Annotated in this window: 18 protein-coding genes; 10 read left to right on the top strand and 8 right to left on the bottom strand. The window is 73.1% G+C overall.

Annotated elements, in window-relative coordinates:
• Window positions 1-141: 141 nt before the first annotated feature.
• The 8 genes from BM242_RS07125 (at window position 142) to BM242_RS07160 (ending at window position 12,904) form a co-directional block, all read left to right on the top strand.
• Entirely contained in the window at window positions 142-852 is a 711-nt protein-coding gene (locus BM242_RS07125) for a class I SAM-dependent methyltransferase (RefSeq protein ID WP_093837871.1), read from the top strand.
• A gap of 267 nt (window positions 853-1,119) precedes the next feature.
• Window positions 1,120-2,184 carry a hypothetical protein gene (locus BM242_RS07130; RefSeq protein ID WP_093837787.1) on the top strand — a complete coding sequence of 355 codons (1,065 nt, stop codon included), beginning with the start codon at window positions 1,120-1,122 and terminating at the stop codon, window positions 2,182-2,184.
• A 119-nt stretch (window positions 2,185-2,303) separates the two neighbouring features.
• Window positions 2,304-2,588, top strand: coding sequence for a DUF397 domain-containing protein (locus tag BM242_RS07135; protein ID WP_093837788.1), 285 nt, complete (start codon window positions 2,304-2,306; stop codon window positions 2,586-2,588).
• A 114-nt stretch (window positions 2,589-2,702) separates the two neighbouring features.
• Window positions 2,703-3,011: a trypco2 family protein gene (locus BM242_RS07140; protein ID WP_093837789.1), complete on the top strand. Its 309-nt coding sequence runs from the start codon at window positions 2,703-2,705 to the stop codon at window positions 3,009-3,011.
• Between the two features lie 22 nt (window positions 3,012-3,033).
• Window positions 3,034-7,083, top strand: coding sequence for a S1 family peptidase (locus BM242_RS30755; RefSeq protein WP_093837790.1), 4,050 nt, complete (start codon window positions 3,034-3,036; stop codon window positions 7,081-7,083).
• A gap of 74 nt (window positions 7,084-7,157) precedes the next feature.
• A complete protein-coding gene (locus BM242_RS07150) occupies window positions 7,158-11,738 on the top strand; it encodes a DUF6531 domain-containing protein (RefSeq protein WP_139238283.1) in 4,581 nt (1,526 codons plus the stop codon).
• Between the two features lie 23 nt (window positions 11,739-11,761).
• Window positions 11,762-12,172, top strand: coding sequence for a hypothetical protein (locus BM242_RS07155; protein WP_245833876.1), 411 nt, complete (start codon window positions 11,762-11,764; stop codon window positions 12,170-12,172).
• 171 nt (window positions 12,173-12,343) lie between these two features.
• On the top strand, window positions 12,344-12,904 hold the full coding sequence (locus tag BM242_RS07160) for a hypothetical protein (protein WP_093837792.1): 561 nt from the start codon (window positions 12,344-12,346) through the stop codon (window positions 12,902-12,904).
• A 28-nt stretch (window positions 12,905-12,932) separates the two neighbouring features.
• On the opposite strand, the gene mqnP is transcribed toward BM242_RS07160, so the two are convergent.
• Complete coding sequence (mqnP, locus tag BM242_RS07165) at window positions 12,933-13,844, bottom strand: menaquinone biosynthesis prenyltransferase MqnP (RefSeq protein WP_281254666.1); 912 nt, start codon at window positions 13,842-13,844, stop codon at window positions 12,933-12,935.
• Window positions 13,841-15,292, bottom strand: coding sequence for a menaquinone biosynthesis decarboxylase (locus BM242_RS07170; RefSeq protein WP_093837794.1), 1,452 nt, complete (start codon window positions 15,290-15,292; stop codon window positions 13,841-13,843). Before BM242_RS07170 ends, mqnP begins: the two co-directional genes overlap by 4 nt.
• A gap of 85 nt (window positions 15,293-15,377) precedes the next feature.
• On the opposite strand from BM242_RS07170, the gene BM242_RS07175 reads away from it, so the two are divergent.
• Window positions 15,378-15,830 (top strand): PLD nuclease N-terminal domain-containing protein, encoded by a 453-nt coding sequence (locus tag BM242_RS07175; protein WP_093837795.1) that lies wholly within the window; start codon window positions 15,378-15,380, stop codon window positions 15,828-15,830.
• A gap of 73 nt (window positions 15,831-15,903) precedes the next feature.
• Here BM242_RS07175 and ccsB read toward each other — a convergent pair whose 3' ends face one another.
• The 6 genes from ccsB to hemL all read right to left on the bottom strand — a co-directional run bounded on the left by ccsB (window position 15,904) and on the right by hemL (window position 22,556).
• A complete protein-coding gene (gene ccsB / locus BM242_RS07180) occupies window positions 15,904-16,953 on the bottom strand; it encodes a c-type cytochrome biogenesis protein CcsB (RefSeq protein WP_093837872.1) in 1,050 nt (349 codons plus the stop codon).
• 56 nt (window positions 16,954-17,009) lie between these two features.
• Window positions 17,010-18,857, bottom strand: coding sequence for a cytochrome c biogenesis protein ResB (resB, locus tag BM242_RS07185; protein WP_093837796.1), 1,848 nt, complete (start codon window positions 18,855-18,857; stop codon window positions 17,010-17,012).
• The gene (locus tag BM242_RS07190) at window positions 18,854-19,618 is read right to left on the bottom strand and encodes a cytochrome c biogenesis CcdA family protein (RefSeq protein WP_093837797.1); all 765 of its coding nucleotides are present in this window, start codon (window positions 19,616-19,618) and stop codon (window positions 18,854-18,856) included. The genes resB and BM242_RS07190 overlap by 4 nt, the downstream gene beginning before the upstream one ends.
• 8 nt (window positions 19,619-19,626) lie before the next feature.
• A complete protein-coding gene (locus tag BM242_RS07195; RefSeq protein ID WP_093837798.1) occupies window positions 19,627-20,253 on the bottom strand; it encodes a TlpA family protein disulfide reductase in 627 nt (208 codons plus the stop codon).
• 125 nt (window positions 20,254-20,378) lie between these two features.
• Window positions 20,379-21,008 (bottom strand): histidine phosphatase family protein, encoded by a 630-nt coding sequence (locus BM242_RS07200; protein ID WP_245833893.1) that lies wholly within the window; start codon window positions 21,006-21,008, stop codon window positions 20,379-20,381.
• 198 nt (window positions 21,009-21,206) lie between these two features.
• Complete coding sequence (gene hemL, locus BM242_RS07205; protein ID WP_093837799.1) at window positions 21,207-22,556, bottom strand: glutamate-1-semialdehyde 2,1-aminomutase; 1,350 nt, start codon at window positions 22,554-22,556, stop codon at window positions 21,207-21,209.
• 437 nt (window positions 22,557-22,993) lie between these two features.
• Between hemL and BM242_RS07210 the strand changes: the two genes are divergently transcribed.
• Window positions 22,994-23,428, top strand: a complete 435-nt coding sequence (locus BM242_RS07210) for a hypothetical protein (RefSeq protein ID WP_245833877.1) — start codon at window positions 22,994-22,996, stop codon at window positions 23,426-23,428.
• The last annotated feature ends 36 nt before the right edge of the window (window positions 23,429-23,464 follow it).

The following is a 23,464-nucleotide window of genomic DNA, read 5'->3' on the forward strand; positions in this document are numbered from 1 at the left end:
CCGTGATCGTCTCCTCCGGGTGGTGCGGAAGTACAGGCGCGATCGGTGCCACCGCGGGAAGTCGCCCTTTCAACGTCCGTAACGCCGAGAGCCGGAAAATGCGGTGGCGGGGGAGCCCGTTGGGTGGGGATGGTGGGGGGCATGGAGAGCTGGGAGGACGCGGACTGGGTGGTGGACGAGCTGGTCCATGCGGGGCCGGAACATCTGGATCCGGAGTTCGTGGCGGGATTTGACGCCAAGCAGGGCCATCCGGACCCGGGGCCGGATGTGGCCGCGCTGCGGGCCCGCGGCCTGGACCGCTCCGCGCGGGTGGTGGATCTGGGAGCCGGGACGGGACGGTTCGCGCTCGCCGCGGCCCGGGAGTTCGGCGAGGTCACGGCCGTGGACGTGTCCCCCGCCATGGTGGACCGGCTGCGCGCGGCGGCCACCGCGGCCGGGCTGTCGAACCTCACCTGCGTGCGCGCCGGGTTTCTGAGCCACCGGCACACCGGCCGCCCACTGGACGCGGTGTACACCCGGCACGCGCTGCACCAGTTGCCGGACTTCTGGAAGGCGATGGCGCTGCACCGGATCGCCGCCATGCTGCGCCCGGGCGGCGTGCTGCGCCTGCGCGACCTGATCTTCGACTTCCGGCCGGCGGAGGCGCCCGAGGTCCTCCGGGCCTGGATGGCCGGGGCGGCGGCGGACGGCAGCCGCGGCTATACGCGGCAGGACTACGCCGAGCATCTGCGCACGGAGTTCAGCACCTTTCGGTGGCTGCTCGAACCCATGCTGGAGGCGGCCGGGTTCGAGATCGCCGATGCCTCCTGGCAGGGGCGGATCTACGGGACATACACCTGTGTGCGGCGGTGAGGGCACAGCGGCCCAGGGCCGCCGGAACGTTCCTGCTGGTGCACGGGAAGGGAACCGCTTGCCGTCGGTGTTGAGAGCCGGGTGAGGCCGTTCGGACCCACGCCGGGCGCGGCGGCGACCGGCCGGAAGACCGCAGGAGAGGCCGGACGCCACCGGAAGCGGCCGGTTCCGTATACGTTCGGCTACGAGACGTCCTGACCATCTGCCCATATGAGCACAGTTTCGGGCAGACTGTGTGCACGCCGCCTCCCGCCAAGGAGGAGTCCCATGGCCGACCGCATCCACGACCTGGCTCCCGGGGTACGGCGCGATGGTTTCCTCACCGCGCCGTACCGCTGGTATGCCGTCCGGACGGTGCGGCCGGGGGATGATCCGGGCCCGGCCGATCCCCATTCGCTGCGCTGGCCCCCCGGCGACCGCCCGCTGCGCTACTGGGACGGTCCGCATCCGGCGGCCGAGTGGCATGCGGCGCTGTCCGACGACCCGGTGCTGTGGCACGAGTTGCAGGAGGTGCCGGCGCCGCAGCCGGAGGAGGAGCCCTGGGAGACGGTGCTGCCGGCGCTCGGCCACGAGGCCCGCCGCTGGGAGAGCGCCGCCCGCCGGTTCCGCGAGGACGAGGAGTGGGAGCGGTATCTGCTCCAGTCGGCGCGCCGCCGCCTGCGCGCCAGGGTGCCGTTCCTGGGGCGGCTGCTGGTGCGGCTGGCCGCGCGCCGTTACCGGCAAGGAGTGCTGGAGTCGCGGGAGCACTATCTGCCGGTGCGGCGGGAGATCGAGCGCCGGCTGCGCCAGGCCGCCGCCGCCCGCGCCGCCTGGCAGCGGGAACGGAGCCGGGAGGTGGAGCGGATCCGGCTCTCCCGGGCCGCGGCGCAGCGCGCGGCCTGGCAGTACGCGGTGCTGCCGCGGCCCCGGCAGCGTGCGGTGCTGGTGTTCCGCACCGATACGCCGGGCGAGGCGCCGCTGCCGGCCGGCGCCGGGGCCGGGGGTCACCCGCTGACGGCCCGCCAGGTGGTGAACGACCTGCTGGCGTTGTTCGAGGAGCGGCGGCGATGGCGCGCGGTGCCGGAGGTGCTGATCGATCCGGCGGCGGTGGCTCAGGTGCTGCGGGACTGCCGGGCGGACGGCGGCCCGGACGCGTCACCGGCCTGGCCGGCCGAGTGGGACGAGGACCAGCGGTTCGCGCACTGGTGGCGGACGAGCGTCAGCGTGCAGTGGCGGGTGGAGCCGCGCGGCCGGGGGTACGGGCCCCGGCTGGTTCCGCCGCACCGGCTGCTGCGGCGGGCGCGGCAGGGCGGGGCCGGGTCTGCCAGGGGCACGACGGGCGCCCGCACGTGACGACAGATTCCTGATCGTCCTTTCCTGAGTGGTCCGACGGCCTCTCCCTCTTCTAGGGTGGGGCCGTCGGCGCCCGGCCGTGTTGTTCCGGGTGCGGGTTGTGACCGAAGGAGGCGGGCGTGGCGGCGGAGATCGACTACGAGCGGCTGGACTGGGTCCGGGCCGAGGTGGAGGACGGCAGCGACGAGCACTGCTTCGAGGTGGCCGCCGAGGGCGACCTGGTGTTCATCCGGCAGACCGACGAGCCGGCGAAGATCGTCACCACCACCCGCGCCAAATGGGACGCCTTCGTGCTGGGCGTGCAGAACAACGAGTTCGACCACTTCGTGGCGGACGTCCCCGGCTACCGGGCCGGGGTCCCCGGCCCGCCCGGCGGCGGCCCGCACCACACCACCGGCGGCTGACGGAGCCGAACCACCGTGGAACCAGGGATGGTTGCTGCATAAACGCGGCGGTAGCATCCCAAGGACGCCCGGTCATGGGCAGGTCCGGGCCGTGAGCAACCAGGTGGAGGACGCATGATCGAGCTGGCCGAAATGATCCGTGCCCTGCGCCAGGAGCTGAACCGGGCGCACGCGGACGGCCGGGACGAGGCCATCCAGTTCGACGTGGGGCCGGTTGAGCTGGAGTCCTCCGTCGTCGTGGACCGTGAGGCCGGCACCGGGGGCAGAATCCGCTTCCTGGTCGCCGAGGCCGACGGCAGGGGCCGGCTGGCCGACTCGCGCACCCAGCGGATCGCGCTCACCCTTCACCCCAGGTCCGTCGGCGCGGACGGCACCGTGAGAACCTTCCGCCTCACCGGCGACGCGCTGGCCGGCGAAGACTGACCCCCGCCGGGCAGGCCGCACCGTGCTGGAACCCCGGCGGATCGCCCAGATCATCGTCAGGCACCGGAATCAGCCCGAGGGACGCGGCTCCGGATACCTGTTCTCCGCGAACACCGTCCTGACCGCGGCCCATGTCGTCGCGGGCGGTGACCCGCCGCAGGTGACCGCCCGCTTCGACGCCGGACGCCCGCAGGAGCGCGTGGCCGAGGCCAAGGTGGTCTGGCAGCACCCCGACCTCGACCTCGCCGTTCTCGCCCTCGCCTCCCGGCCCGGCGGGGAACTGCCGCCCGCGCCGATCGGCCGGATCGGTCCGCACGACGCCATGGTGCCCTGCCGGCTCTCCGGCTTCCCGCTCTACAAGGCACGCACCGTGGGCGGGGTCACCTACCGCGACCGGGAACATCTGGAGGCGGTCTGCCCGGCCCTGGCCAACTCTCGCGAGGGCACCCTGGCGCTGCGCATCGACAACCCTCCGCACCCGCCCGGCCCGCTGTGGAAGGGCATCTCGGGAGCCGCCGTGTTCGGACACGGCCGGCTGGTCGGCATCGTCACCTCCGCCCGCTCACTGGAACACGGCGCGCTCACCGCCAGCCACATCGGGCGCTGGGCCGAGATCCTGCTCCAGGAGGACGACGGCGAGAACCTGCTGCGGCGGCTGGAGGAGCTGCTCGGCGGCCACCGCCTGGAGCCCGGCCGACTGCCGGACGTGGCGGACGCGGCGGCCCGCGCCGCCGCCCGTCTCCCGCCCGGTATCCGGCCGCACTGGCGGCTGGCCCAGCTGCCCGGCCCCCGGCTGCGCCATCTGACCGAGCAGCGGCTGAGTTTCGTCCGGCCGGAGGACGGACGGCACCGGGCCGATCCGGACCGGCTGTGGGAGTGGCTCTCCGGGGCGGCACCGTCCGGCTCCGGCTATCAGGAGCCGGTGCGCGGCCTGATGGTCGCCGGCCTGCCCGGCAGCGGCAAGACCCGCACCTGCTTCGAGGTCGCGAGCCGCGCCGAGCGGGACGACTGGCAGGCGTTGCATGTCGCGGCCGATGCCCGGGTCTCCGCGGACGACCTGCTGGCCGCCGTGGACGCCGTCCGGGGCCACGACGTGCTGCTGGTACTGGACGATGCCGATGCCCTCAGCGGGCTCGATCTGGAACGTTTCGCCGAGGAGGCGCCGGAGGTGGTGACGCCCGGCGTCCGGGTGGCCTGCATCGCCGCCGCCCGCTCCTCCGCGGCGGGCACCGTCGCCACCCAGACCCGGTTCCCGGAGAACTTCGAGACCGTGGCGCTGTGTCAGGACGACGAGCACCAGCGCAGGGTCCACCATCGCATCCTGGACACCGTGGCCCCGGGCGCGATCAAGGTCTTCGGCCGGGCGGCGGTGGCCGACCACTGCCGGGACCGCCCGGCGCTGGCGGTCATGCTGGCGCAGCGGGCGGAGGAGGCGGCCCGGGCGGGCCGGCCCCTGGAAACCGCCACGGCCCCCGGTCCCGGACCCGCCGGCGCCGCGCCGCGCCGGTGGATGCGGCAGAACATCGACCGTGACCGGGCCCAGCTTTCCCGCTACGGCGGCAACGCCGAGAACACCATGCTCGCCGCGGCCGTCGCCGCGCTGTCCTGCCCGCAGCCCTCGGCGGCGGTGCACGCCGCGGTGCGTCACTTTCTCGGCCGGCCGGGCGGCCCCGCGCTGGACACCGGCGCCGAGGGGCTGATCAGCAGCCTGGTGAAACTGGGCTGGCTGGTGCGCTCCGGTGCGGAACTGGACGTGATGCACCACCTGACCATCGACGAGTTCATGCGTCAGGTCTGCGTCCCCGACGACGTCTGGTTCCGCGGCGAGACCCTCGGCAAGCTGCTCAACGCCCTGCTGACCGACGTGACCACCTTCCGGCTCGCCGCCCGCCAGTTGCGCCGCTGGGCGGGCGACCTCCCGGAACCGGACCGCCAGGCGGTCGGGCAGGTATGCGATAACTGGCTCGGTACGCGGGGTTCCGCCGTCGGCGTGCTGCTCACCGACGCACCGGACCACGCCGAGGCGCGCGCCGCCCTGCTGACCCTGCTGACCGGCGCCCCCTGGCAGTCCGGCACCGTGGCGCAGTGGGACACCGTGGTCGCGCCCTGGCTCGGGGCGGCCGGGCAGGAGAGTCCGGAGCAGGTGGACGGCCTGCTCACCAGCGCCGTCCGGGACACCGCGGACGCGGTGCCCGAGCCGCTCGCCGCCGCCGCGCTGCAACGGCTGGGGGAACTGGGCGACCCGGCCGGGGACCCCACCCGGGACCCCACCCGGGGCCGGGGCCGGGGCCGGGGCCTGATGGAGGCACTGCTCCGGGCCAAGGGCATCTCCGGGCCACTGCGCGACAAGGTCCTGCGGGCCGCCCACGGTCGGCTCGGCCCGAGCGTGGCACCGCAGAACCGTCCGGTGTTCGCGGCTCTGGTGGACCGGTCCGACCTGTCCGACGGGGCCCGGCGTGAGGTGCTCGGCCTCGGTCTGACCGGAGCCGAGCGCTGGCTCCCGTCGACCGGGGCGGCCCTGCTGCTGTGGGAGATGCTGCGGCGCCACGACGGCCTGGGCCGCACGGGACTGCGGGACGCCGTGCAGCTGGCCCACCGGTGGCTGCGGGTGCATGGGGACGATCCCCGCGCCAGCTTTGTCTACACCCCGCTGCTGGAGCTGCCGGACCCCGGGGCGCACGGCGCCGGTTTCGCGGTCCCCGGGGCGCTCAGTTGGCTGGAGCACCGCGAGACCTCTCCCGGCGCCGGCTTTGTGCTCCGCCGCCTGCTCCCGCACCCCGGGCTCGGACCGGGGGAACGGGAGCGGGCGGTGGGGCACGCACTGCGCTGGCTGGCGGACCGCGGTCGCGGGAAGGAGGCATCCTTCGTGCTCGCCCCGCTCCTGTCCCAGCTCGGCGCGGGGCACGACCGGCTGCCCAAGGTGCGGGATCACACGCTGGACTGGCTGCGGCGCCACGGCCTGTCCACCGCGGCCTGCTTTGTGTACAAGGCGCTGCTGGAACGCACGGATCTCCCGGAGATCCACGACGAGGCCGCCGGTCAAGCCGTCGGCTGGCTCGGACTCCACTGCCGCCGCCGGGACGCCGGCTCCGTGCTGCCGCTGATGCTGGGCCTCAGCGGGCACGCACCGGAGACATGTGCCGCCGCACTTGACTGGCTCGAAGAGCACCGCACCTTGCCGGAGGCCACCCACACCCTGGCGCCCCTGCTCTACCAGCGCGCACTGGACCCCGGGCAGTCCGGGCGCGCCGCCGGGTACGCGCTCGACTGGCTCGACCGCCACCGCACCGCGAGCGAGGCGTCGTTCGTGCTCAAGCCGCTGCTGACCCGGCTGCCCGCCGACCGCCTGCCGGAAGCCGTCGCGCACGGGCTGGCCTGGCTTGAGCTGCACGGCGGTCAGGAGGAGGCACGGTTCGTCCTGGGTGCACTGCTCGACGCGGCCCGTCCCGAGGAGGAACTGCCTGCTCCGCTGCTCGACCACGCGGTCGACTGGCTGCACGGCCGCCCGGTCGGCCAGGATACCCACCGGGTGCTGCTGCCGTTGCTGGCCCGCCGGGAACTGAACGCCAAACAGCGCAGGCGGGCGGTGCGGACAGCCAGGGAACTCTCCGAACTCGCACCCGACGCCGCCTGGCAGCGGGAGCTGGTGAAGAAGCTGGCGTGGCTGGGCCCACTGCCCGCCGAGCAGGCAGACTATGTCGCCGAACGGGTACGCACGGCGCTGGCGCCGCCGATCAGTGGCTCGCTCGCCAACGACCTGCTGCCGCCCGCGCTGCGCCGCCGCGATGTGCGCCCCGAGGACGCCCGGCGGTTCGCGGATCTGGCCCAGGAGTGGCTGGAGCGGAACGTCACCTCCCGCAACCGCGGGCGGGTACTGGCCGCACTGCTGGCCGCGCAGAGCCTCGACCCGGTCAGGCGGCAGAAGGCCGTGCGCGCCGCCCGGCTCTGGCTGGACGCCGCTCCGGACGACAGCACCCGCATGGCAGGGCTGATCCGCGACCTGACCGCCGGTCATCAGCCGGGCAGCGCAACGACGGGCGGCGGAACCGACGGGGCCGGTGACACGTCCTGAATCCCAGGAGAAGCCCGGCGCACGGATGCGCCCGTTCTCCCGCACATCAACCCCGCTGCTGAGGAGAGTCGGACATGGGCCGTGCCTCCGACTGGTCGCCGTTGGACATGGACTCCGATCCGACTCCTGGTGATCCGTCCCGGATCGAGCGGTTGGGGAACAAGTTCTCCACGTTCGCGGACGATGTGTTCGAGGCGCTGGGGAAGGTCCGCGCGCTGGGGGAGGACGGCACCCTTGCCTCGTTCGTGGGGGAGTCGGCCGATGCCTATCAGGACAAGTTCGACAAGGTTCCGCCGAATCTGGAGAAGCTGTACACCTCCTACGATCTGGCGGGGCAGGCGCTGCTGACGTACGCGCCGAAGCTGGAGGACGCGCAGCGGGACGCGGACCAGGCGCTGACGGACGCGGAGGACGCGCGGGCGGAGCTGTCCACCGCCCAGTCCTGGCTGGAGCGGGCGACCTCCACCCTGGAGGACGCGGAGGAGGAGGCCGAGCCGCCGGACGAGGAGGAGGTCTCCGCGCAGGTGCGCCGGGCGCTGTCCGACGCGCAGCTCGACGCAGGCAACGCCCGGACCGCGGTGGACGACGCCCAGGAGAAGCTCAACGCCGCCATCGCGCTGGCGCAGCAGGCCAGGGAGGCCCGCGAGGAGGCGGCCGAGCGCTGCATGCGGGATCTGGAAGAGGCGTCCGACGCGGGGATGCAGAACAAGAAGTGGTGGCAGAAGGCCGTCGACTGGGTGGTGGACAACTGGGACACCATCGTCGATGTCTGCAAGGTCATCGTCGCCGTCGTCGGCATCATCGCCATGATCATCGGCGGCCCGCTGGCGCTGCTGGTGCTGGCCGCCGCCCTCATCGTCCTCGCCGACACCCTCATCAAATACGCCAATGGGGAGGCCTCACTGTGGGATGTCGCCTTTGCGGCACTTGACTGCATCCCCGGCATGAAGGGCCTCACCACCGCCGCCGGACTCCTCAAGGGCATCAAATCCGGCATGAAGGGCCTGGCCGCCGGGGCCAAGGGCCTGGGCCAGGCCCTGCGCCGGGTCGGGCGGGCGGCGGGCGGCAAGGTGTGCAAGACGGACCCCGTGGACATGGCCACCGGTGAGGTGATCCTGTCCGGCGTTGATATGGAACTCCCCGGCGTGCTGCCCCTGGTGATCGAGCGGCACCATGTCTCCGGCTACCGCGACGGCCGCCTCTTCGGGCCGTCCTGGGCGAGCACACTCGACCAGCGCCTCGTTCTGGACCCGGACGGGGTGCGGTTCTTCGCCGCAGACGGCATGATTCTCGATTTCCCGGTGCCGTCCGCGGACCCGGAGCAGACCGTGCTGCCGGTGGAAGGCCCCCGTTATCCGCTGTCCTGGGATGGCCGCCAGGGCGGCACGATGACTGTGCGTCAGCCGGAGACCGGCCGCGTCCTGTCCTTCGCCCCCGTGCCCGGCCGCCCCTCCGGACAGCTTCCGCTCACGGCGGTCACCGACCGCAACGGCAACCGTATCGAGCTGCGCCACGACGACCAGGGGGAGCCGTGCGAGGCCGTGCATTCCGGCGGCTACCGGGTGGGCATCACGGTGGCGGACGGGCGCGTCACCGGCCTGCGGCTGCTCAGCGCGCCCGGTTCCCCCCACGTCGTCGGATACGGCTATGACCCGGCAGGCAACCTCTCGGAGATCTTCAACTCCTCCGGCCTGCCGTTGCGCTTCCGCTACGACCGGGAGCACCGGATCACCGGCTGGGAGGACCGCAACAACACCTGGTACCGCTACACCTATGACGCCGCGGGCCGCTGTGTCGCCACTGATGGCACGGGCGGCTACCTGGCCTCCCGCATCGCCTACGACGACGAAGGCCACCGGACCCTCTTCACCGACGCCCTCGGCCACACCACCGTCTACCGGTTCAACGACAGCTTCCAGCTTCTCGCCGAGACCGACCCGCTCGGCAACACGGTTCACCGGGAATGGGACCGCTACGACCGCCTGCTGTCCCTCACCGACGCCCTCGGCCGCACCCAGCGCTACGAGTACGACGACGAGGGCCGGCTGTCGGCGATCGTGCGCCCGGACGGCACCGCCGGCCGTTTCGAGTACAACGAACTCGGCCTGCCCACCCGGTTCACCGGCCCGGACGGGGCGCCCTGGCGGCAGGAGTACGACCCGCGGGGCAACCGCACCGCCGCCGTGGACCCGGCCGGCAACCGGACGAGTTTCGCCTATCACCCCGGCGGCGGCCCCGCGGCCATCACCGACGCGACCGGCCAGGTGACCCGCATCCGCTGCGACCGCGCCGGCCTGCCGGTCGCGGTGACCGACCCGCAGGGCGCCACCCGCCACTGCCAACGGGACGCGTTCGGCCGCCCGCTCCGGGTGACCGAGCCGGACGGCACCGCGACCGCATTCGAATGGGACATCGAAGGGCTGCTGCTGCGCCGTACCGACCCGCTCGGCGGTACCCACCGCTGGGAGTGGGACGCCGAGGGGAACCTGCTCGCACGTACCGACGGGAACGGTGCCACCACCCGCTACGAGTACGGACCCTTCGACCTGCCGACGGCCCACATCGGCCCGGACGGCGCCCGTCACACCTTCCACCGCGACGGCGAGCTGCGCCTGGTCAGAGTGACGGACCCGCAGGGCCGGAGCTGGGACTACTTCTACGACGCGGCAGGCCGGCAGAGTGCCGAGTCGGACTTCGACGACCGGGTCACCACCTTCGACCGGGACGCGGCCGGGCATCTCACCGCCCGCACCGCTCCCACCGGGCAGAGCGTCCACTACACCTACGACATCTGCGGCCGGCTGACGGCGAAGACCACATCGGACGGCGCCACCACCCGCTACACCCTGGACGCCGCCGGACGGGTGGTCTCCGCCTCGTCACCGGGCACCGAGCTGCGGCGCACCTTCGACGTCCAGGGCAACATGCTGTCCGAGACCGTCAACGGCCGCACCCTGACCTTCGACTACGACGTCCTCGGGCGGCCCCTGACCCGCACCACCCCGTCCGGGCACACCACCGGCCGCGGCTACCGGCCGGACGGCGCCTCCGCCTGGCTGGCCACCGGCGGCCGGCGGCTGGAGTACGATCGCGACACCGCGGGCCGGGAGACGGCCCGCCGGATCGACGACGCCCTGCTGTTCACCTGGGACCGGGACGCCGCCGGGCGGCCCGCCGGGGAACGGATCGTCCTCGGCGGGCGGACCCTGTACCGGCGCGGCCATGTCTTCCGCGCCGACGGCGCGCCGGCCGCGCTGACCGAGCCGGCCGGGGACACCCGCTTCTCGCTCGACCCGGCCGGCCGGGTCACCGGGGTCGCCGGCCCCGGCGGACGGCAGGAAAGCTACTCCTACGACCCGTCGGGCAACCAGCTCGCGGCACACTGGCACATCCCCGGCCCCCCGGAGGGGAACGGGGAACCCACCGAGGACCCCGCGGCCGGCCCCCGGGAGTACACCGGAACCCTGCTGACCCGGGCCGGCCGGTACCACTACCGGCACGACGCGGCAGGGCGGATCACCATGCGCCGCCGCACCCGCCTCTCCCGCCGCCCGGATGTGTGGCGCTACGAGTGGGACGCCGAGGACCGCCTGACCCGGGTCACGACACCGGACGGCACCACCTGGACCTACCTCTACGACCCCTTCGGCCGCCGGATCGCCAAACAGCGGCTGGCGTCCGACGGGAGCGTCGCCGAGCAGACCCTGTTCACCTGGGACACGGTCACCCTCGCGGAACAGACCACCCGGCACGCGGACCGGCCCGGCACCGAGACGGTCACCTGGGACCACGAGGGCCTGGTGCCGGTTGCCCAGACCGAGCTTCGGTCGTCCGGCGACAGCCGGACGGACCGCGAGGAGCAGGAGGAGTTCGACCGCCGCTTCTACGCGATCGTCTCCGACCTGGTGGGCGCCCCTACCCACCTGATCGACCCGGACACCGGCGAGATCGCCTGGCAGAGCGGGAGCACCCTGTGGGGGGCCGACACCCGGGCCGCCGACCCGCAGGCCGCCGGCACCCCCCTGCGCTTCCCCGGCCAGTACGCGGACCCGGAAACCGGCTGGCACTACAACTTCCACCGTCACTACGACCCCGCGACGGCCCGGTACACCGCCCCGGACCCGCTGGGCCTGCTGCCCGCCCCCAACCCGCACTCCTATGTCACGAACCCCCACACCGCCGTCGACCCCCTGGGGCTCTCGCCGTGCATGGTCGACCTGTACCACGCCACCCTGTCCAACCACGCGGCCACCATCCGGCGCAATGGCATCGACCCCGGCTTCAGCACCCGTCCGACCGACTTCGGACGCGGCGGCTTCTATGTCACCAACGACCTGGGCCAGGCCTCGGACTGGGCCCGCAAGCTGGAGCAGCGACGCGGCGGCACGGGCGAGATCCTGCATTTCCGGGTGCCGAGAAGCGAGCTGGAGGCGCTCAACCGCAAGGTCTTCGACGGCGCAAGCGCGGAACTCGCCGACTTCATCAAGCATCATCGCAACGGCGGCGGCATGCACAACTTCGACCTGGTGGAGGGACCGATGGTGATGAACCCCAGGCCCTTCGCCTCCGGCCGCGCCGACCCGGTCTTCGAAGGGCACCAGATCGCCATCTTCTCGCCCGAGGCCGCCGCTCTCTTCAACCGGAGCCTGCAGTGACGACAAACCGCGAGGATCAGCGCATGAGTGAGTTCCTGATGGACCTGGACGACGGCATGACGGAGTTCTTCCGGGACATCGCCCGCTACCTGGTCAAGGAGTCCGGGATGCCTTATGCCGAGGCCGTGGCCCGGCTCAACGCCGCCTTCCGCGATGCGACCTTCGGTCCCTATCCCGACATCATGTGCCACGAGGGAGAGGACTACTGGGCGTCCGGCGTGTACTACGAGCCGCTGCCCGATGGGCGCGAGGTCCCGTGGTGGGAGCCGGACGCCGACCGCTCCGCCTGGCGGACCAGGCCCGCGCCGCCGCGCGACTCCCCCGCGTGGACGCTGCCGCTGGACGCCGAGGCCCCGCCGCCGCGCCCCGAGCTCCACGAACTGCCGCCCGACGACCCGCGAGTTTTCCGGATGCCCTCCGGGGAGGATTCCTGACGACGCCCGGCCGTGTTGCTCCGGGGGCGAGGCGTGACCATCGAGCAGCCAGGTGGCCTTCGGCCATTCTTGGGCTTCCGCCCTCGGCCGGCGGCTCGTGCTGGACGCCGACGAGATACGGTTTCCTTCGCCGCCGACGGCATGACCCTCCTCCATCCCGACGGAAGCGGCATGTGGCACGAGGCACAGGACATCGCCGAGGAGCGCGAACGGGTCCTGGAGCGGCCCCGGCCGACACCCGGGGTGCCGCTGCTGGACGCGTTCACCGTCGAGCCGCTGATTCCGGCCGAGGAGTACGCCGCCCATCTGCGGGCGGTGTTCGCCGCCGCCCTGCGGCTCGCCGTCACCGAGCCGTTCGACGGCCCGCTGCCCACCGCCACACTGCCCTCCTGGTTCGCCCGGGCCGACGGCCCCCCGGAGGAACTTCCCGGGTTCGCCCGCGCCGGACGGGAGCACTTCCTGCGCCACCCCGGCGCCGACGGCCTCTGGGAGATCCAGGACTGGCTGGGCCGGTTCGAGCCCGAGGACGGCATCCGCGGCTGGGCCTGGTGGGACGTCACCCGGCCCGCCGCGGGCGGCGCCCGGATCTGGGTCAACTGCGAGGGCGAGGCGCACTACTCGCATCTGGATCTGCTCTGGGCCGCCTATGTCAGCGGCGCCCGCGCCGTCGGCGGCCCCGAGCCGTACCGCGCCGCGGAATGGTCCGCCGAGCCCTCCCTCTTCCAGCAGTAGCCCAGCAGTTGCCCAGCGGCAGCCGCGCTCAGCCGCGCAGGCCGCGCACGATCAGGTCGAGGAGCGCAAAGACGAACAGGCTGATCCCGACAAAGCCGTTGACGGTGAAGAAGGCCCGGTTCAGCCGGGACAGGTCGTCCGGCCGGACCAGCCGGTGCTCATAGCCGAAGGACACCGCGACCACCGCCAGCCCGGCCCAGAAGAACCCGCCCGCCCCGGTCAGGATCGCGAACCACACCAGCAGCCCCAGGGTGACGGCGTGGCAGGCCCGTGCCCCGTACAGGGCCGCGGCCACCCCGAACCGGGCCGGCACCGAGCGCACCCCCTGCGCCCGGTCGGCCGCCACGTCCTGGCAGGCGAAGATCAGGTCGAAGCCGCCGATCCAGATGCCCACCGCCAGCCCCAGCACCACCGCGGGCCAGGACCATGCCCCGGTCACCGCCAGCCAGGCCCCCACCGGGCCGATGGCCTGCGCCAGCCCCAGAATGGCGTGCGGATAGGTGGTGAACCGCTTGCCGTACGGATAGACCACCATCGGCACCGCCGCCACCGGGGAGAGCAGCAGGCAGAGCGGATTGAGCAGGGCCGCCGCCGCGAAGAAGACGGCCAGCGCGATCAGCGCGCCCGTCCAGGCGGTGCGCACCGAGACCGCGCCGGTCACCAGCTCGCGCCCGGCGGTGCGGGGATTGCGGGCGTCGATCTCCCGGTCGATGATCCGGTTGGCCGCCATGGCGAAGGTGCGCAGCGCCACCATGGCCGCGGTGACCAGCAGCAGCGTCCACCAGTCGACGCGCCCGGCCGGCCGGTCGCCGCCGTCCACCAGCATCGCGGTCAGGGTGGCGGTATAGGCGAAGGGCAGCGCGAAGACCGAGTGCTCGATCATCACCAGCCGCAGGAACGACCGCACCGCCCCGGGCTCGGTGGCCGTCGGCGCGGTCACAGCCCGTACTCCTTCCAGCGCCGGGTGACCCGCTCCGCGGTCTCCGGGTCCGAGACGATCATCCGGGGCCAGCCGCCGTCCCGGGTGTAGCCCTCCTCCGGCCATTTGGCGGTGGCGTCGATGCCCGCCTTGCCGCCCCAGAACTGCTGGTAGGAGGCGTGGTCCAGATGGTCCACCGGCCCCTCGGTGAGCAGCAGGTCCCGGGCGTAGTCGGTGTTGCCCAGCGCCCGCCAGGCCACCTCGTGCAGATCGTGCACATCGCAGTCCGCGTCCACCACGATGATCAGCTTGGTCAGCGACATCATATGGGCGCCCCAGATCGCCGACATCACCTTCTGTGCGTGCTTGGGGTACTTCTTGTCGATCGAGACGATGGCGCAGTTGTGGAAGCCGCCCGCCTCCGGCAGGTGGTAGTCCACGATATCCGGCACGATGATCTTCAGCAGCGGCAGGAAGAACCGTTCGGTGGCCCGGCCCAGCGGCCCGTCCTCGGTGGGCGGCCGGCCGACCACGATGGACTGGAACAGCGCGTCCCGCCGCATGGTGACGCAGTCGACGGTCAGCGCCGGGAAGGGCTCCTGCGGGGTGTAGAAGCCGGTGTGGTCGCCGAACGGCCCCTCCGGCAGCATCCGGCCCGGCTCCAGCCAGCCCTCGATCACCACCTCGGCCCTGGCCGGCACCTGGAGCGGCACGGTCCGGCAGTCCACCAGCTCCACCCGCTTGCCGCCGACGAAACCGGCGAACAGATACTCGTCGATGTCGGCCGGCAGCGGGGCGGTGGCGGCATAGGTGACGGCGGGCGGGCAGCCGAAGGCCACGGCCACCGGCAGCCGCTCGCCGCGCCGGGCCGCCACCTGGTAATGGTTGCGGCTGTCCTTGTGGATCTGCCAGTGCATGCCGATGGTGCGGCGGTCGTGGCGCTGGAGCCGGTACAGGCCCAGGTTGCGCACGCCGGTCTCGGGATCGCGGGTGTGGGTCAGGCCCAGGTTGAAGAACGAGCCGCCGTCCTCGGGCCAGGTGAAAAGCGCGGGCAGCGCCTCCAGATCCACCTCCTCGCCCTCGCGGACCACCTCCTGGACCGGCCCGCTCCTGACCTTCTTCGGCGGCACATGGCTCATGGTGCCGAGTTTGCCGAAGGCTTCCCGCACCCCGGTGAAACCGTGCGGCAGCTCCGGCTTGAGCAGTCCGGAGAGCTGCTCGCCGAGCTGGGCGTAGGAGTGCAGGCCGAGTGACTTCAGCAGCCGCCGGTCGGTGCCGTAGACGTTCATCGCCAGCGGCAGGTCCGAGCCCTTGACGTTCTCGAAGAGCAGCGCCGGGCCGCCGGCCTTGTTGACCCGGTCGGTGATCTCGCCGATTTCCAGATGGGGATCGACCTCCGCCTTGACCCGCTTGAGATCCCCGTCGCGTTCCAGCGCCCGCAGCAGTCCGCGGAGGTCGTCGTATGCCATACGCCTCAGTATTCCGGACGCATTACCCTTGGCCTTGTCAGGGGGCCGCCACGGTGGTCCCGCCCGCCTCTCCCCGGGGGACGACATGCTCAGGGTACTGATGTTCCTGGTGCCGCTCGCGCTGGCCATCTACGCCCTTGTGGACTGCATCAGCACCAAGGACGACGAGGTCAGGCATCTGCCCAAGATCGTCTGGATCCTGCTGATCGTCTTCGCCTGGATCATCGGACCGGTGGCCTGGATCCTGGCCGGCCGGCGACGGCTGACCGCGGGCGGCTCCGGCGGACGCGGCGCGGGCGGGGCGCCCCGCGGGCGCCAGACCCGCTGGGTGGCGCCGGACGACAACCCCGAGTTTCTGCGCTCGCTGGGCGATGAACGGCCGCGCAAGGAGGAGTCCGAGGAGGACCGGCAGCTTCTGGAGAGCTGGGAAGAGGACCTGCGCCGCCGGGAGGACGAGCTGCGCCACAACGAGCCCCGCGACGACGACGGCGGAGCCGCCGGCGGCGGCCCCAAGGGCGACGAGCCCCCCAAGAGCTGAGCGCGGCGGCACCGGCGAGGGGGCCGGGGCGTCCCGGTGGGGATGCCCCGGCCCCCTCGCTCGGTCCGGCGGCTCAGTCCTCGACGCCGGCGTAGCTGTGCAGGCTGTCGTCGACGAACATGTTGACCCCGTAGTAGTTGAACAGGAAGCACAGGAAGGCGGCGATCGCCAGATAGGCCGCCTTGCGCCCCCGCCAGCCCGCGGTGGCCCGGGCATGCAGATAGCAGGCGTAGCCGAGCCAGGTGATCAGCGACCACACCTCCTTGGGGTCCCAGCCCCAGTAGCGGCCCCAGGCGCTCTCCGCCCAGATGGCCCCGGCGATGATGGTGAACGTCCACAGCGGGAAGACCACCGCGTTGATCCGGTAGGCGAACTTGTCCAGGGAGACCGAGGACGGCAGCCGCTCCAGCACCGAGGCGGAGAACCGGCCGGGCGTGCCGCCGTCCGCCAGCCTGCCCTCGTAGCGGTCCCGCAGCAGGAACGCCACGGTGGCCACCATGCCCAGGTAGAACATGGCGCCGCAGACGATCGCCAGCGAGACATGGACCCACAGCCAGATGGACTGGAGCGCGGGCGGAAGCTGGTCGGTCTCGGTGTAGAGCACCGTCACGGCCAGGCCGAGATCCAGCAGCACCGTGGTCACCAGCGGCAGGCCCAGCCAGCGCACATTGCGGCGGGCGGCCAGGAAGCCGAGGAAGCCGCCGACCGCCACCAGGGAGAAGGTGGTGGAGAACTCGTACATATTGGCCCAGGGGGCCCGCTGCACGGCCAGCGCGCGCAGCAGCACCCCCCCGGCGTGCAGCAGGAAGGCCAGCACGGTGAGCGAGACGGCGATCCGGCCGTAGGTGTCGCCGCGCTCGTCGCCGCCGGCCGCGCCCGGGCCGTCCGGGACGCCGTCCCGGGCGGGGGTGGCGGAGCGGGTGATCACCCGGGGCCGGGTCAGCACCCGGGTGGAGCCGCCGGCCGCCCGGACGGTGACCCGCACCGCGTCGCCGTCCGCGGCGGCCGGCTTCCCGGGCGGCGCCCCGGCGCCGAGCGCGGCGGCGGTGCGGGCCACCTTGCTGCGGCTGCCGAAGGTCCATTCCGCGATGTACGCGAGAAAGGCGACGGTGTAGACCGCCATCGCGCTGTAGACCAGCAGCTTGCCGAAATCGGCAAGCCCTGGCTCGGCGGCAAGGATCACGGCACTGCTCCTTCTCGGTGTCCGGCGGACGGTTGAGCGGGCATCTCCGAGGACGCCACGGACTTTTCGGACGTTCCAGGGGCCGCGGCGGCCTCCGCGGGCGTGTCCCCGGGGCCGGGCAGCGGCGGGGCATGGGCCTGGAGGGCGGCGGCCAGATCGCCGAGCTCCTCGGGGATCTTCGCGGACTCGGTACGCCCCAGCGAGGCCATCTCCACCAGCGTGGTCCCGGGCGGCCCGTCCCGGTCGGGCACCGCCCGCACCCAGATCCGCCGCCGCTGGATCAGCAGCGACGCGGTCAGGCCCAGCACCGCGCCCACCGAACCGGCCAGCGCCCAGCCGTTGGCCGCCGGGGTGGAGATCTGGAAGCTGGCCCAGCGCTCGTACCCCTCGAAGGTCAGGGTGCCCCGGCCGTCCGGCAGTTCCCAGGAGTCACCGGGCCGCAGATTGACCCGGAGCGGATCGCCGCTCCCGTCGGTGAACTGCTCCAGGTGGCGGGTGTTGAGCTGGTAGACGTTCTGCGGAATGCCGGAGTCCAGGCCCAGATTGCCGTGGTAGCCGGTGAGGGTGAGCACCGGGTCGTCCGGGTCCGGGAACGAGGAGTGCGGCCCGCGTTCGGCGTTCAGCCGGAAGGTGGGGCTGAAGAAGCCCTGGAAGCCGAGCTGGTCCGGCTCGCCGTCCCGGTTCACATAGTCGGTGACCTTGATCACCCCGGACGAGGTGAGCGCGCTGTCCTGCGGCAGGAACGGCACCGGCCCGCCGAAGGCCACCTCGCCCTGTCCGTCGGTGACGGTGACCACCGGAGCGAAGCCGTGGCCGATCAGATACACCTTGGCGTCGCCGACGGACAGCGGATGGTTGACCCGGATGGTGGCCTCGCGGCCCTCGTCCTCGTCGTCCCCGGCCCGCCAGTAGGTCACCTCGGCCCGGAAGTCGATGGGGGTGCCCAGGTCGGGACCGGAGCGGTGGAAGGAGGCATGGAACTCGTCGAGGTCGAAGTGGAACGGCTCCAGGTCCTCCGCGTCGAACAGCGCCCCGGAGCGGAAGTCGTCGTACTGGATCAGGGTGTTGGCGAAGCCGCCGCCGGCCATCACCAGCTTGCCGCCCTCGCTGCGGTAGAGCTGGCCGGCCGCGAAGGCCAGCAGCAGCACGATCAGCGCCCCGTGGAAGAGCAGGTTGCCGGCCTCGCGCAGATAGCCCTTCTCGGCGGCGACCGACCCGGCGGCGCGCGCGGTGCGGAACCGCCCGCGGCGCAGCAGCCCGTGCGCCGCCCGAAGCACATCGTCGGGGTCCCGCGCGGTGCGCCAGGAGGTGTAGGCGGGCATCCGGGTCAGCCGGCGCGGGGCGCGCGGCGGACGGCCGCGCAGCTGGCCGGCGAACTGCCAGGTGCGCGGCACGATGCAGCCGGCCAGCGAGACGAACAGCAGGATGTAGACGGCCGAGAACCAGACCGAGGAGTAGACCTCGAACATCTGGAACCGCTCGTAGAGATCGCCCAGCGTCGCGTGACGGTCCTTGAACTCGGCGACCAGCAGCGGATTGGCGTCCCGCTGCGGGATCAGCGAGCCGGGCACCGTGGCCAGGGCCAGCAGGAAGAGCAGGATCAGCGCCACCCGCATCGAGGTGAGCTGGCGCCAGGACCAGCGGGCCCAGCCGGTCAGCTCGCGGGCCGTCCAGGCGGCGGCGCCCAGCGGCCCGGGCGCCCGCACCCCGCCGAAGCTGCCGCTGCCCGGCGCCACCGCCGCCGCGTCCGCGTGCGAGTCCGCGTTCGAGTCCGCGTCCGGCGCGCCGTCGGTGTCCGGGCCCGTGGGCGGTGCTGCGTTGCCGGCGTCGTCCCCGCCGCTCATACGGCCACCTCGAAGGTGCTGGTCCAGTAGGTCATTTCGTAGACGATGCGGTCCCAGGCGCCGGTGACCAGCAGCAGGCCGGTGGCCACCAGCATCACCCCGCCGGTCCGCATCACCAGGGCGTAGCGCTGCTTGACCCAGCCGAACGCGCCCAGCGCCCGGCGGAAGGCCAGGGCCGCCGCGATGAACGGCAGCCCCAGACCCAGACAGTAGGCCAGGCCCATCACCGCGCCCCGCCCGGCGGTGGACTCGTTGAAGGCCAGGGCGTTGACGGCGGTCAGCGTCGGGCCGATGCAGGGGGTCCAGCCGATGCCGAAGACCAGGCCCAGCATGGGGGCCCCGGCCAGCCCGACCGCCGGCCGGTGGTGGAAGCGGAACTCCCGCTGGCCGACGCGGCGCAGCACGCCCATGAACGCCAGGCCCAGCACGATGGTGAGCGCCCCCAGGATGCGGGTCAGCACCTCCCGCTGCTCCTGGAAGACGTCCCCGACCCCGCCGAACAGGGCGCCGGCCGAGACGAAGACCACCGAGAAGCCGAGCACGAACAGGCCGGAGCCGGCCAGCATCCGGCCGCGCCGGGCGGCGCCCAGATCGGCACCGCCCACCCCGGTGACATACGACAGATAGCCGGGCACCAGCGGCAGCACGCAGGGCGAGAAGAACGACACCAGGCCACCGAGCACCGCCACCGGCAGGGCCAGCAGCAGGGCCCCGCTGAGCACGGTCTCGTTGGTGTCGGCGTAGGCCGCCAGCGCTTCCATCGCCGTCGTCACGCCCCCGGGGCGCTCTCGGCGATGACCGGGTCGAGGGCGGCGCGCAGCTCCTCCTCGGTGAGCGGCTTGAGCGCGCGCACCGCGATCCGCCCCTGGCGGTCCAGGATCAGCGTGGAGGGAATGCCGGCCTGCGCGGACAGGGTGCCGTCCGGGAACTCCAGGATCAGCTTGCCCTTGGGGTCGTAGAAGCTCGGGTAGGTGATGCCGAAGGTGTCGTCGAAGCGCTGGGCGCGCACCCGCTCCAGATCGCGGGTGTTGATGCCGACGAACTGCACGCCCTGGTCCGCGGTCTCCGCGGCGACCGCGGCCAGGCCGGGGGCCTCCGCCCGGCAGGGGGCGCACCAGGAGCCCCACACATTGAGCACCACCACCTTCCCGGCGTAGTCCGCCAGGGCCAGCGGCTCGCCGTGGGTGGACTCCCCGGTCAGTTCCGGGGCGGCCACCCGGTCCTCGGGCGCGATGGCGGTGACCACTCCGGTGCCCTCGACGAAGTTGGCGCCGCCGCCGCCCGACCGGCCGGCGCCCTCGGCGCAGGCGGTGAGCGCCGCGGCTGCGACGAGGGCCAGCAGGGCGGCGCCCAGCCGCCGGGCACGCGGCACCGTCCGGTCACGGGTCTCGATCATGTGAAAAGTTTCCCATGCCCTTCCCGGCGATCTTTGGCGCCCCCCTTGTCCGGAATGTAAGGAACGCATAAGCGTCCCTGACCGGCGCCGACGCCCCGCGGCGGGCGGCCGGCCCGCCGGGGGCGTCACGCTCCGGCGCCCCGGGCGCCCGCGGCGCGCAGATGCGCCGGCACCAGGTCGATCACCGGCTCCGAGTAGCCCACCGAGACGATCTCGTCGCCGAGATAGGTGAAGGAGGTCAGCGACCCCAGGGTGCACTGCCGCCGCCGCGGGTCGTGCCACAGCCGCCGCCGCTCGACAAAGCTGCGCAGAATCCAGATCGGGAGCTGATGGCTGACGGCCACCGCCTCGTGCCCGAGCGCGGCGTCCCGGGCGGCGTCCAGCGCGGCCTTCATCCGCACCACCTGGTGCACATACGGTTCGCCCCAGGACGGCCGGAACGGATTGCGCAGATGGCGCCAGTTGCGCGGCCGGCGCAGCGCGCCGTCCCCGACGCCGAACTCCTTGCCCTCGAAGATGTTGTCCGCCTCGATCAGCCGCCCGTCGGTGGCCACCGTCAGCCCGTGCGCGCGGGCGATGGGTTCGGCCGTCTCCCGGGCCCGGTCCAGCGGGGAGGACACCACATGAGTGATGTCCCGTTCCGCCAGATGCCCGGCCATCCGCTCGGCCATCTCCCGCCCCAGCTCGGAGAGGTGGTATCCGGGCATGCGGCCGTAGAGGATGCCTTCGGGGTTGTGCACCTCGCCGTGCCTCATGACATGCACCACGGTCTTGGGCCCGCCCGCCCCGCCGCCGGTGGCCCGGGCCGCCGCGACCGTGCGCCGCGTGCCGTCCGCCGTGCCCTCCGGCGTGCCGCCGCCGTTTCCGCGCTCGCTGCTGCTGCTCATGCCGTCCATGGTTGCCGACCCCTGCCGCGTCCCCTCAGCCACCCCACCGCTCAGCCGTCCCACCGCTCAGCCGTCCGCCCCGGGCCCGGCCTCCGCCGCGGCGCGCGCCGCCCCCGGCAGCGCGTCGGCGATCCGCTGCACCGCGCGCTCGTCGTGCGCGGTGGAGACGAACCACGCCTCGAACGCGGAGGGCGGCAGATACACCCCGCGCTCCAGCATGGCGTGGAAGAAGGCGGTGAACCGCTTGGTGTCCTGGGCCCGGGCGTCCGCGTAGTCGGCCACCGGCAGCTCCGGCGTGGCGGTGAAGAACACCGAGAACATGTTGCCCGCGGTCTGCACCCGGTGCGGCACGCCCTCCTTGGCCAGCGCCTGGGCCACCAGCTCCCGCACCTGCCCGGAGACCGCGTCCAGCGTGGCGTAGGCCGCCTCGTCCAGCAGCCGCAACTGGGCCAGACCGGCCGCCACCGCCACCGGGTTCCCCGAGAGGGTGCCCGCCTGGTAGACCGGCCCGGCGGGCGCGAGCTGCGCCATCACCTCGGCCCGGCCGCCGAAGGCCGCGGCCGGGAAGCCGCCGCCCATCACCTTGCCGAAGGTCATCAGGTCCGGCACCACGCCGTCGATGCCGAACCAGCCCCGGGGGCCGACCCGGAAACCGGTCATCACCTCGTCCGAGACGAACAGCGCGCCGTGCTCGGCGCACAGCTCCTTCAGCCCCGCGTTGAAGCCGGGCGCGGGCGGCACCACGCCCATGTTGCCGGGCGAGGCCTCGGTGATCACGCAGGCGATCTGGTCCGGGTGGTGCGCAAAGGCGGCCCGCACCGCCTCCAGGTCGTTGTAGGGCAGCACCAGCGTGTCGCCGGCCTGGGCGCCGGTGACGCCGGGGGTGTCGGGCAGCGCGAAGGTGGCCACCCCGGAGCCGGCCGCGGCCAGCAGGGCGTCCACATGCCCGTGGTAGCAGCCGGCGAACTTCACCACCTTGGGCCGGCCGGTGAAGCCGCGGGCCAGCCGGATCGCCGACATGGTGGCCTCGGTGCCGGAGGAGACCAGCCGCACCTGCTCCACCGGCGGGACACGGGCGGTGATCTCCTCGGCCAGCTCCACCTCCCCCTGAGTGGGGGTGCCGAAGGAGGTGCCGCGGGCCGCGGCGTCCCGGATCGCCTCGGTGACCTGCGGGTGGGCATGGCCCAGGATCATCGGCCCCCAGGAGCAGACCAGGTCCACATACTCGCGGCCGTCGGCGTCGGTGAGATACGGACCCCGCCCGGACGCCATGAACCGGGGCGTACCGCCCACCGCGCCGAAGGCCCGGACCGGAGAGTTCACTCCCCCCGGCGTGACAAGGGCGGCACGCTCGAAGAGTGTCTGCGAGACTGGTGCGGGAAAAGCAGCATTGTCGGAGTGGGTCACGCGGTCCATGGTGACAGAGACACGGTCCCCGACCGTCTGCCGGGCGTTTCGTTCCGCCGTGGCGGGGGAGGTCTCTGGAACGATGATCGGGTTACGCGGCGGGGGTCGCGGCTGAGTTGGGTGGTGACATGCAGCGCGGAGGCGGACTGGGCGAGGGAAGCGGGGACGTCTGGCGTGACGTGCCCTCGCACGATCCCTCGTCGCCGGCCGCCCCTTCCGCGTCACCGGCGTCGTCCTCCCCGCCGCCCTCTTCTCCCGCCCCCTCCTCGTCCGCTTCCGGGCCGTCGGGCCCACCGGGAGCCGGCGGGGGTGTGCCGCCCGGGCAGCCCGGAGCGTCCGGGCCGGTTCCGCGGGAATCGCCGCGCGAGACGCCGCGGGCCCGGGCCCGCGGTCGCCACCGGCGCCGCCCCGACCCCCAGGAACGCGAGATCCGACGGGCGGGCCGTATGGGAGTGACGTACAAGTACTTCGGCGCACCGGACGGCGCCACGGCCGCCCGGGTGCCGCTCTCCATGCGCCCGGAGGAGCTCGGCGGGGACGAGCTGGGCCAGGGCATGTTCACCCACATCAAGCCGGAGACCATGGCCGCCATGGTGCTGACCGGCATCGAGGGCATACCGCTGCACCGGGTGCCGCCGCTGGAGCTGGTGGTGCTGCACTCCGACTACGCGGTGGTCAAGCTGCCCACCACCACCGTGGACCCGCTGCACGGCGTCGGCGAGGAGGCGGTCGGCGCGGCGGCCTTCATCTGGTCCACCGTGCCGGACCGCAACGGTCCCAGCGACGCGTTCGGCGTCTACCGGCTGCTCTCCGAATGGCAGGACTTCTCCCGCCGGCTGCACGAGGCCGGCCACCAGCCGTACTGCCTGGTCTGGCCCTGACCTGCGGCCGTCGCACGGCACAGTAGACTCCCCCGG

Source organism: Streptomyces aidingensis, from assembly GCF_900112355.1.
Lineage (GTDB): Bacteria > Actinomycetota > Actinomycetes > Streptomycetales > Streptomycetaceae > Streptomyces > Streptomyces aidingensis.

Coding starts and splice junctions, on each gene's coding strand:
- BM242_RS07195 (WP_093837798.1), bottom strand. CDS start 20,253: ATGATCGAGACCCGTGACCGGACGGTGCCGCGTGCCCGGCGGCTGGGC.
- BM242_RS07175 (WP_093837795.1), top strand. CDS start 15,378: ATGCTCAGGGTACTGATGTTCCTGGTGCCGCTCGCGCTGGCCATCTAC.
- BM242_RS07210 (WP_245833877.1), top strand. CDS start 22,994: ATGGGAGTGACGTACAAGTACTTCGGCGCACCGGACGGCGCCACGGCC.
- BM242_RS07140 (WP_093837789.1), top strand. CDS start 2,703: ATGATCGAGCTGGCCGAAATGATCCGTGCCCTGCGCCAGGAGCTGAAC.
- BM242_RS07150 (WP_139238283.1), top strand. CDS start 7,158: ATGGGCCGTGCCTCCGACTGGTCGCCGTTGGACATGGACTCCGATCCG.
- hemL (WP_093837799.1), bottom strand. CDS start 22,556: ATGGACCGCGTGACCCACTCCGACAATGCTGCTTTTCCCGCACCAGTC.
- BM242_RS07160 (WP_093837792.1), top strand. CDS start 12,344: ATGTGGCACGAGGCACAGGACATCGCCGAGGAGCGCGAACGGGTCCTG.
- BM242_RS07125 (WP_093837871.1), top strand. CDS start 142: ATGGAGAGCTGGGAGGACGCGGACTGGGTGGTGGACGAGCTGGTCCAT.
- BM242_RS07190 (WP_093837797.1), bottom strand. CDS start 19,618: ATGGAAGCGCTGGCGGCCTACGCCGACACCAACGAGACCGTGCTCAGC.
- BM242_RS07200 (WP_245833893.1), bottom strand. CDS start 21,008: ATGAGGCACGGCGAGGTGCACAACCCCGAAGGCATCCTCTACGGCCGC.
- BM242_RS07130 (WP_093837787.1), top strand. CDS start 1,120: ATGGCCGACCGCATCCACGACCTGGCTCCCGGGGTACGGCGCGATGGT.
- ccsB (WP_093837872.1), bottom strand. CDS start 16,953: ATGGCGGTCTACACCGTCGCCTTTCTCGCGTACATCGCGGAATGGACC.
- BM242_RS07155 (WP_245833876.1), top strand. CDS start 11,762: ATGAGTGAGTTCCTGATGGACCTGGACGACGGCATGACGGAGTTCTTC.
- BM242_RS07170 (WP_093837794.1), bottom strand. CDS start 15,292: ATGGCATACGACGACCTCCGCGGACTGCTGCGGGCGCTGGAACGCGAC.
- resB (WP_093837796.1), bottom strand. CDS start 18,857: ATGAGCGGCGGGGACGACGCCGGCAACGCAGCACCGCCCACGGGCCCG.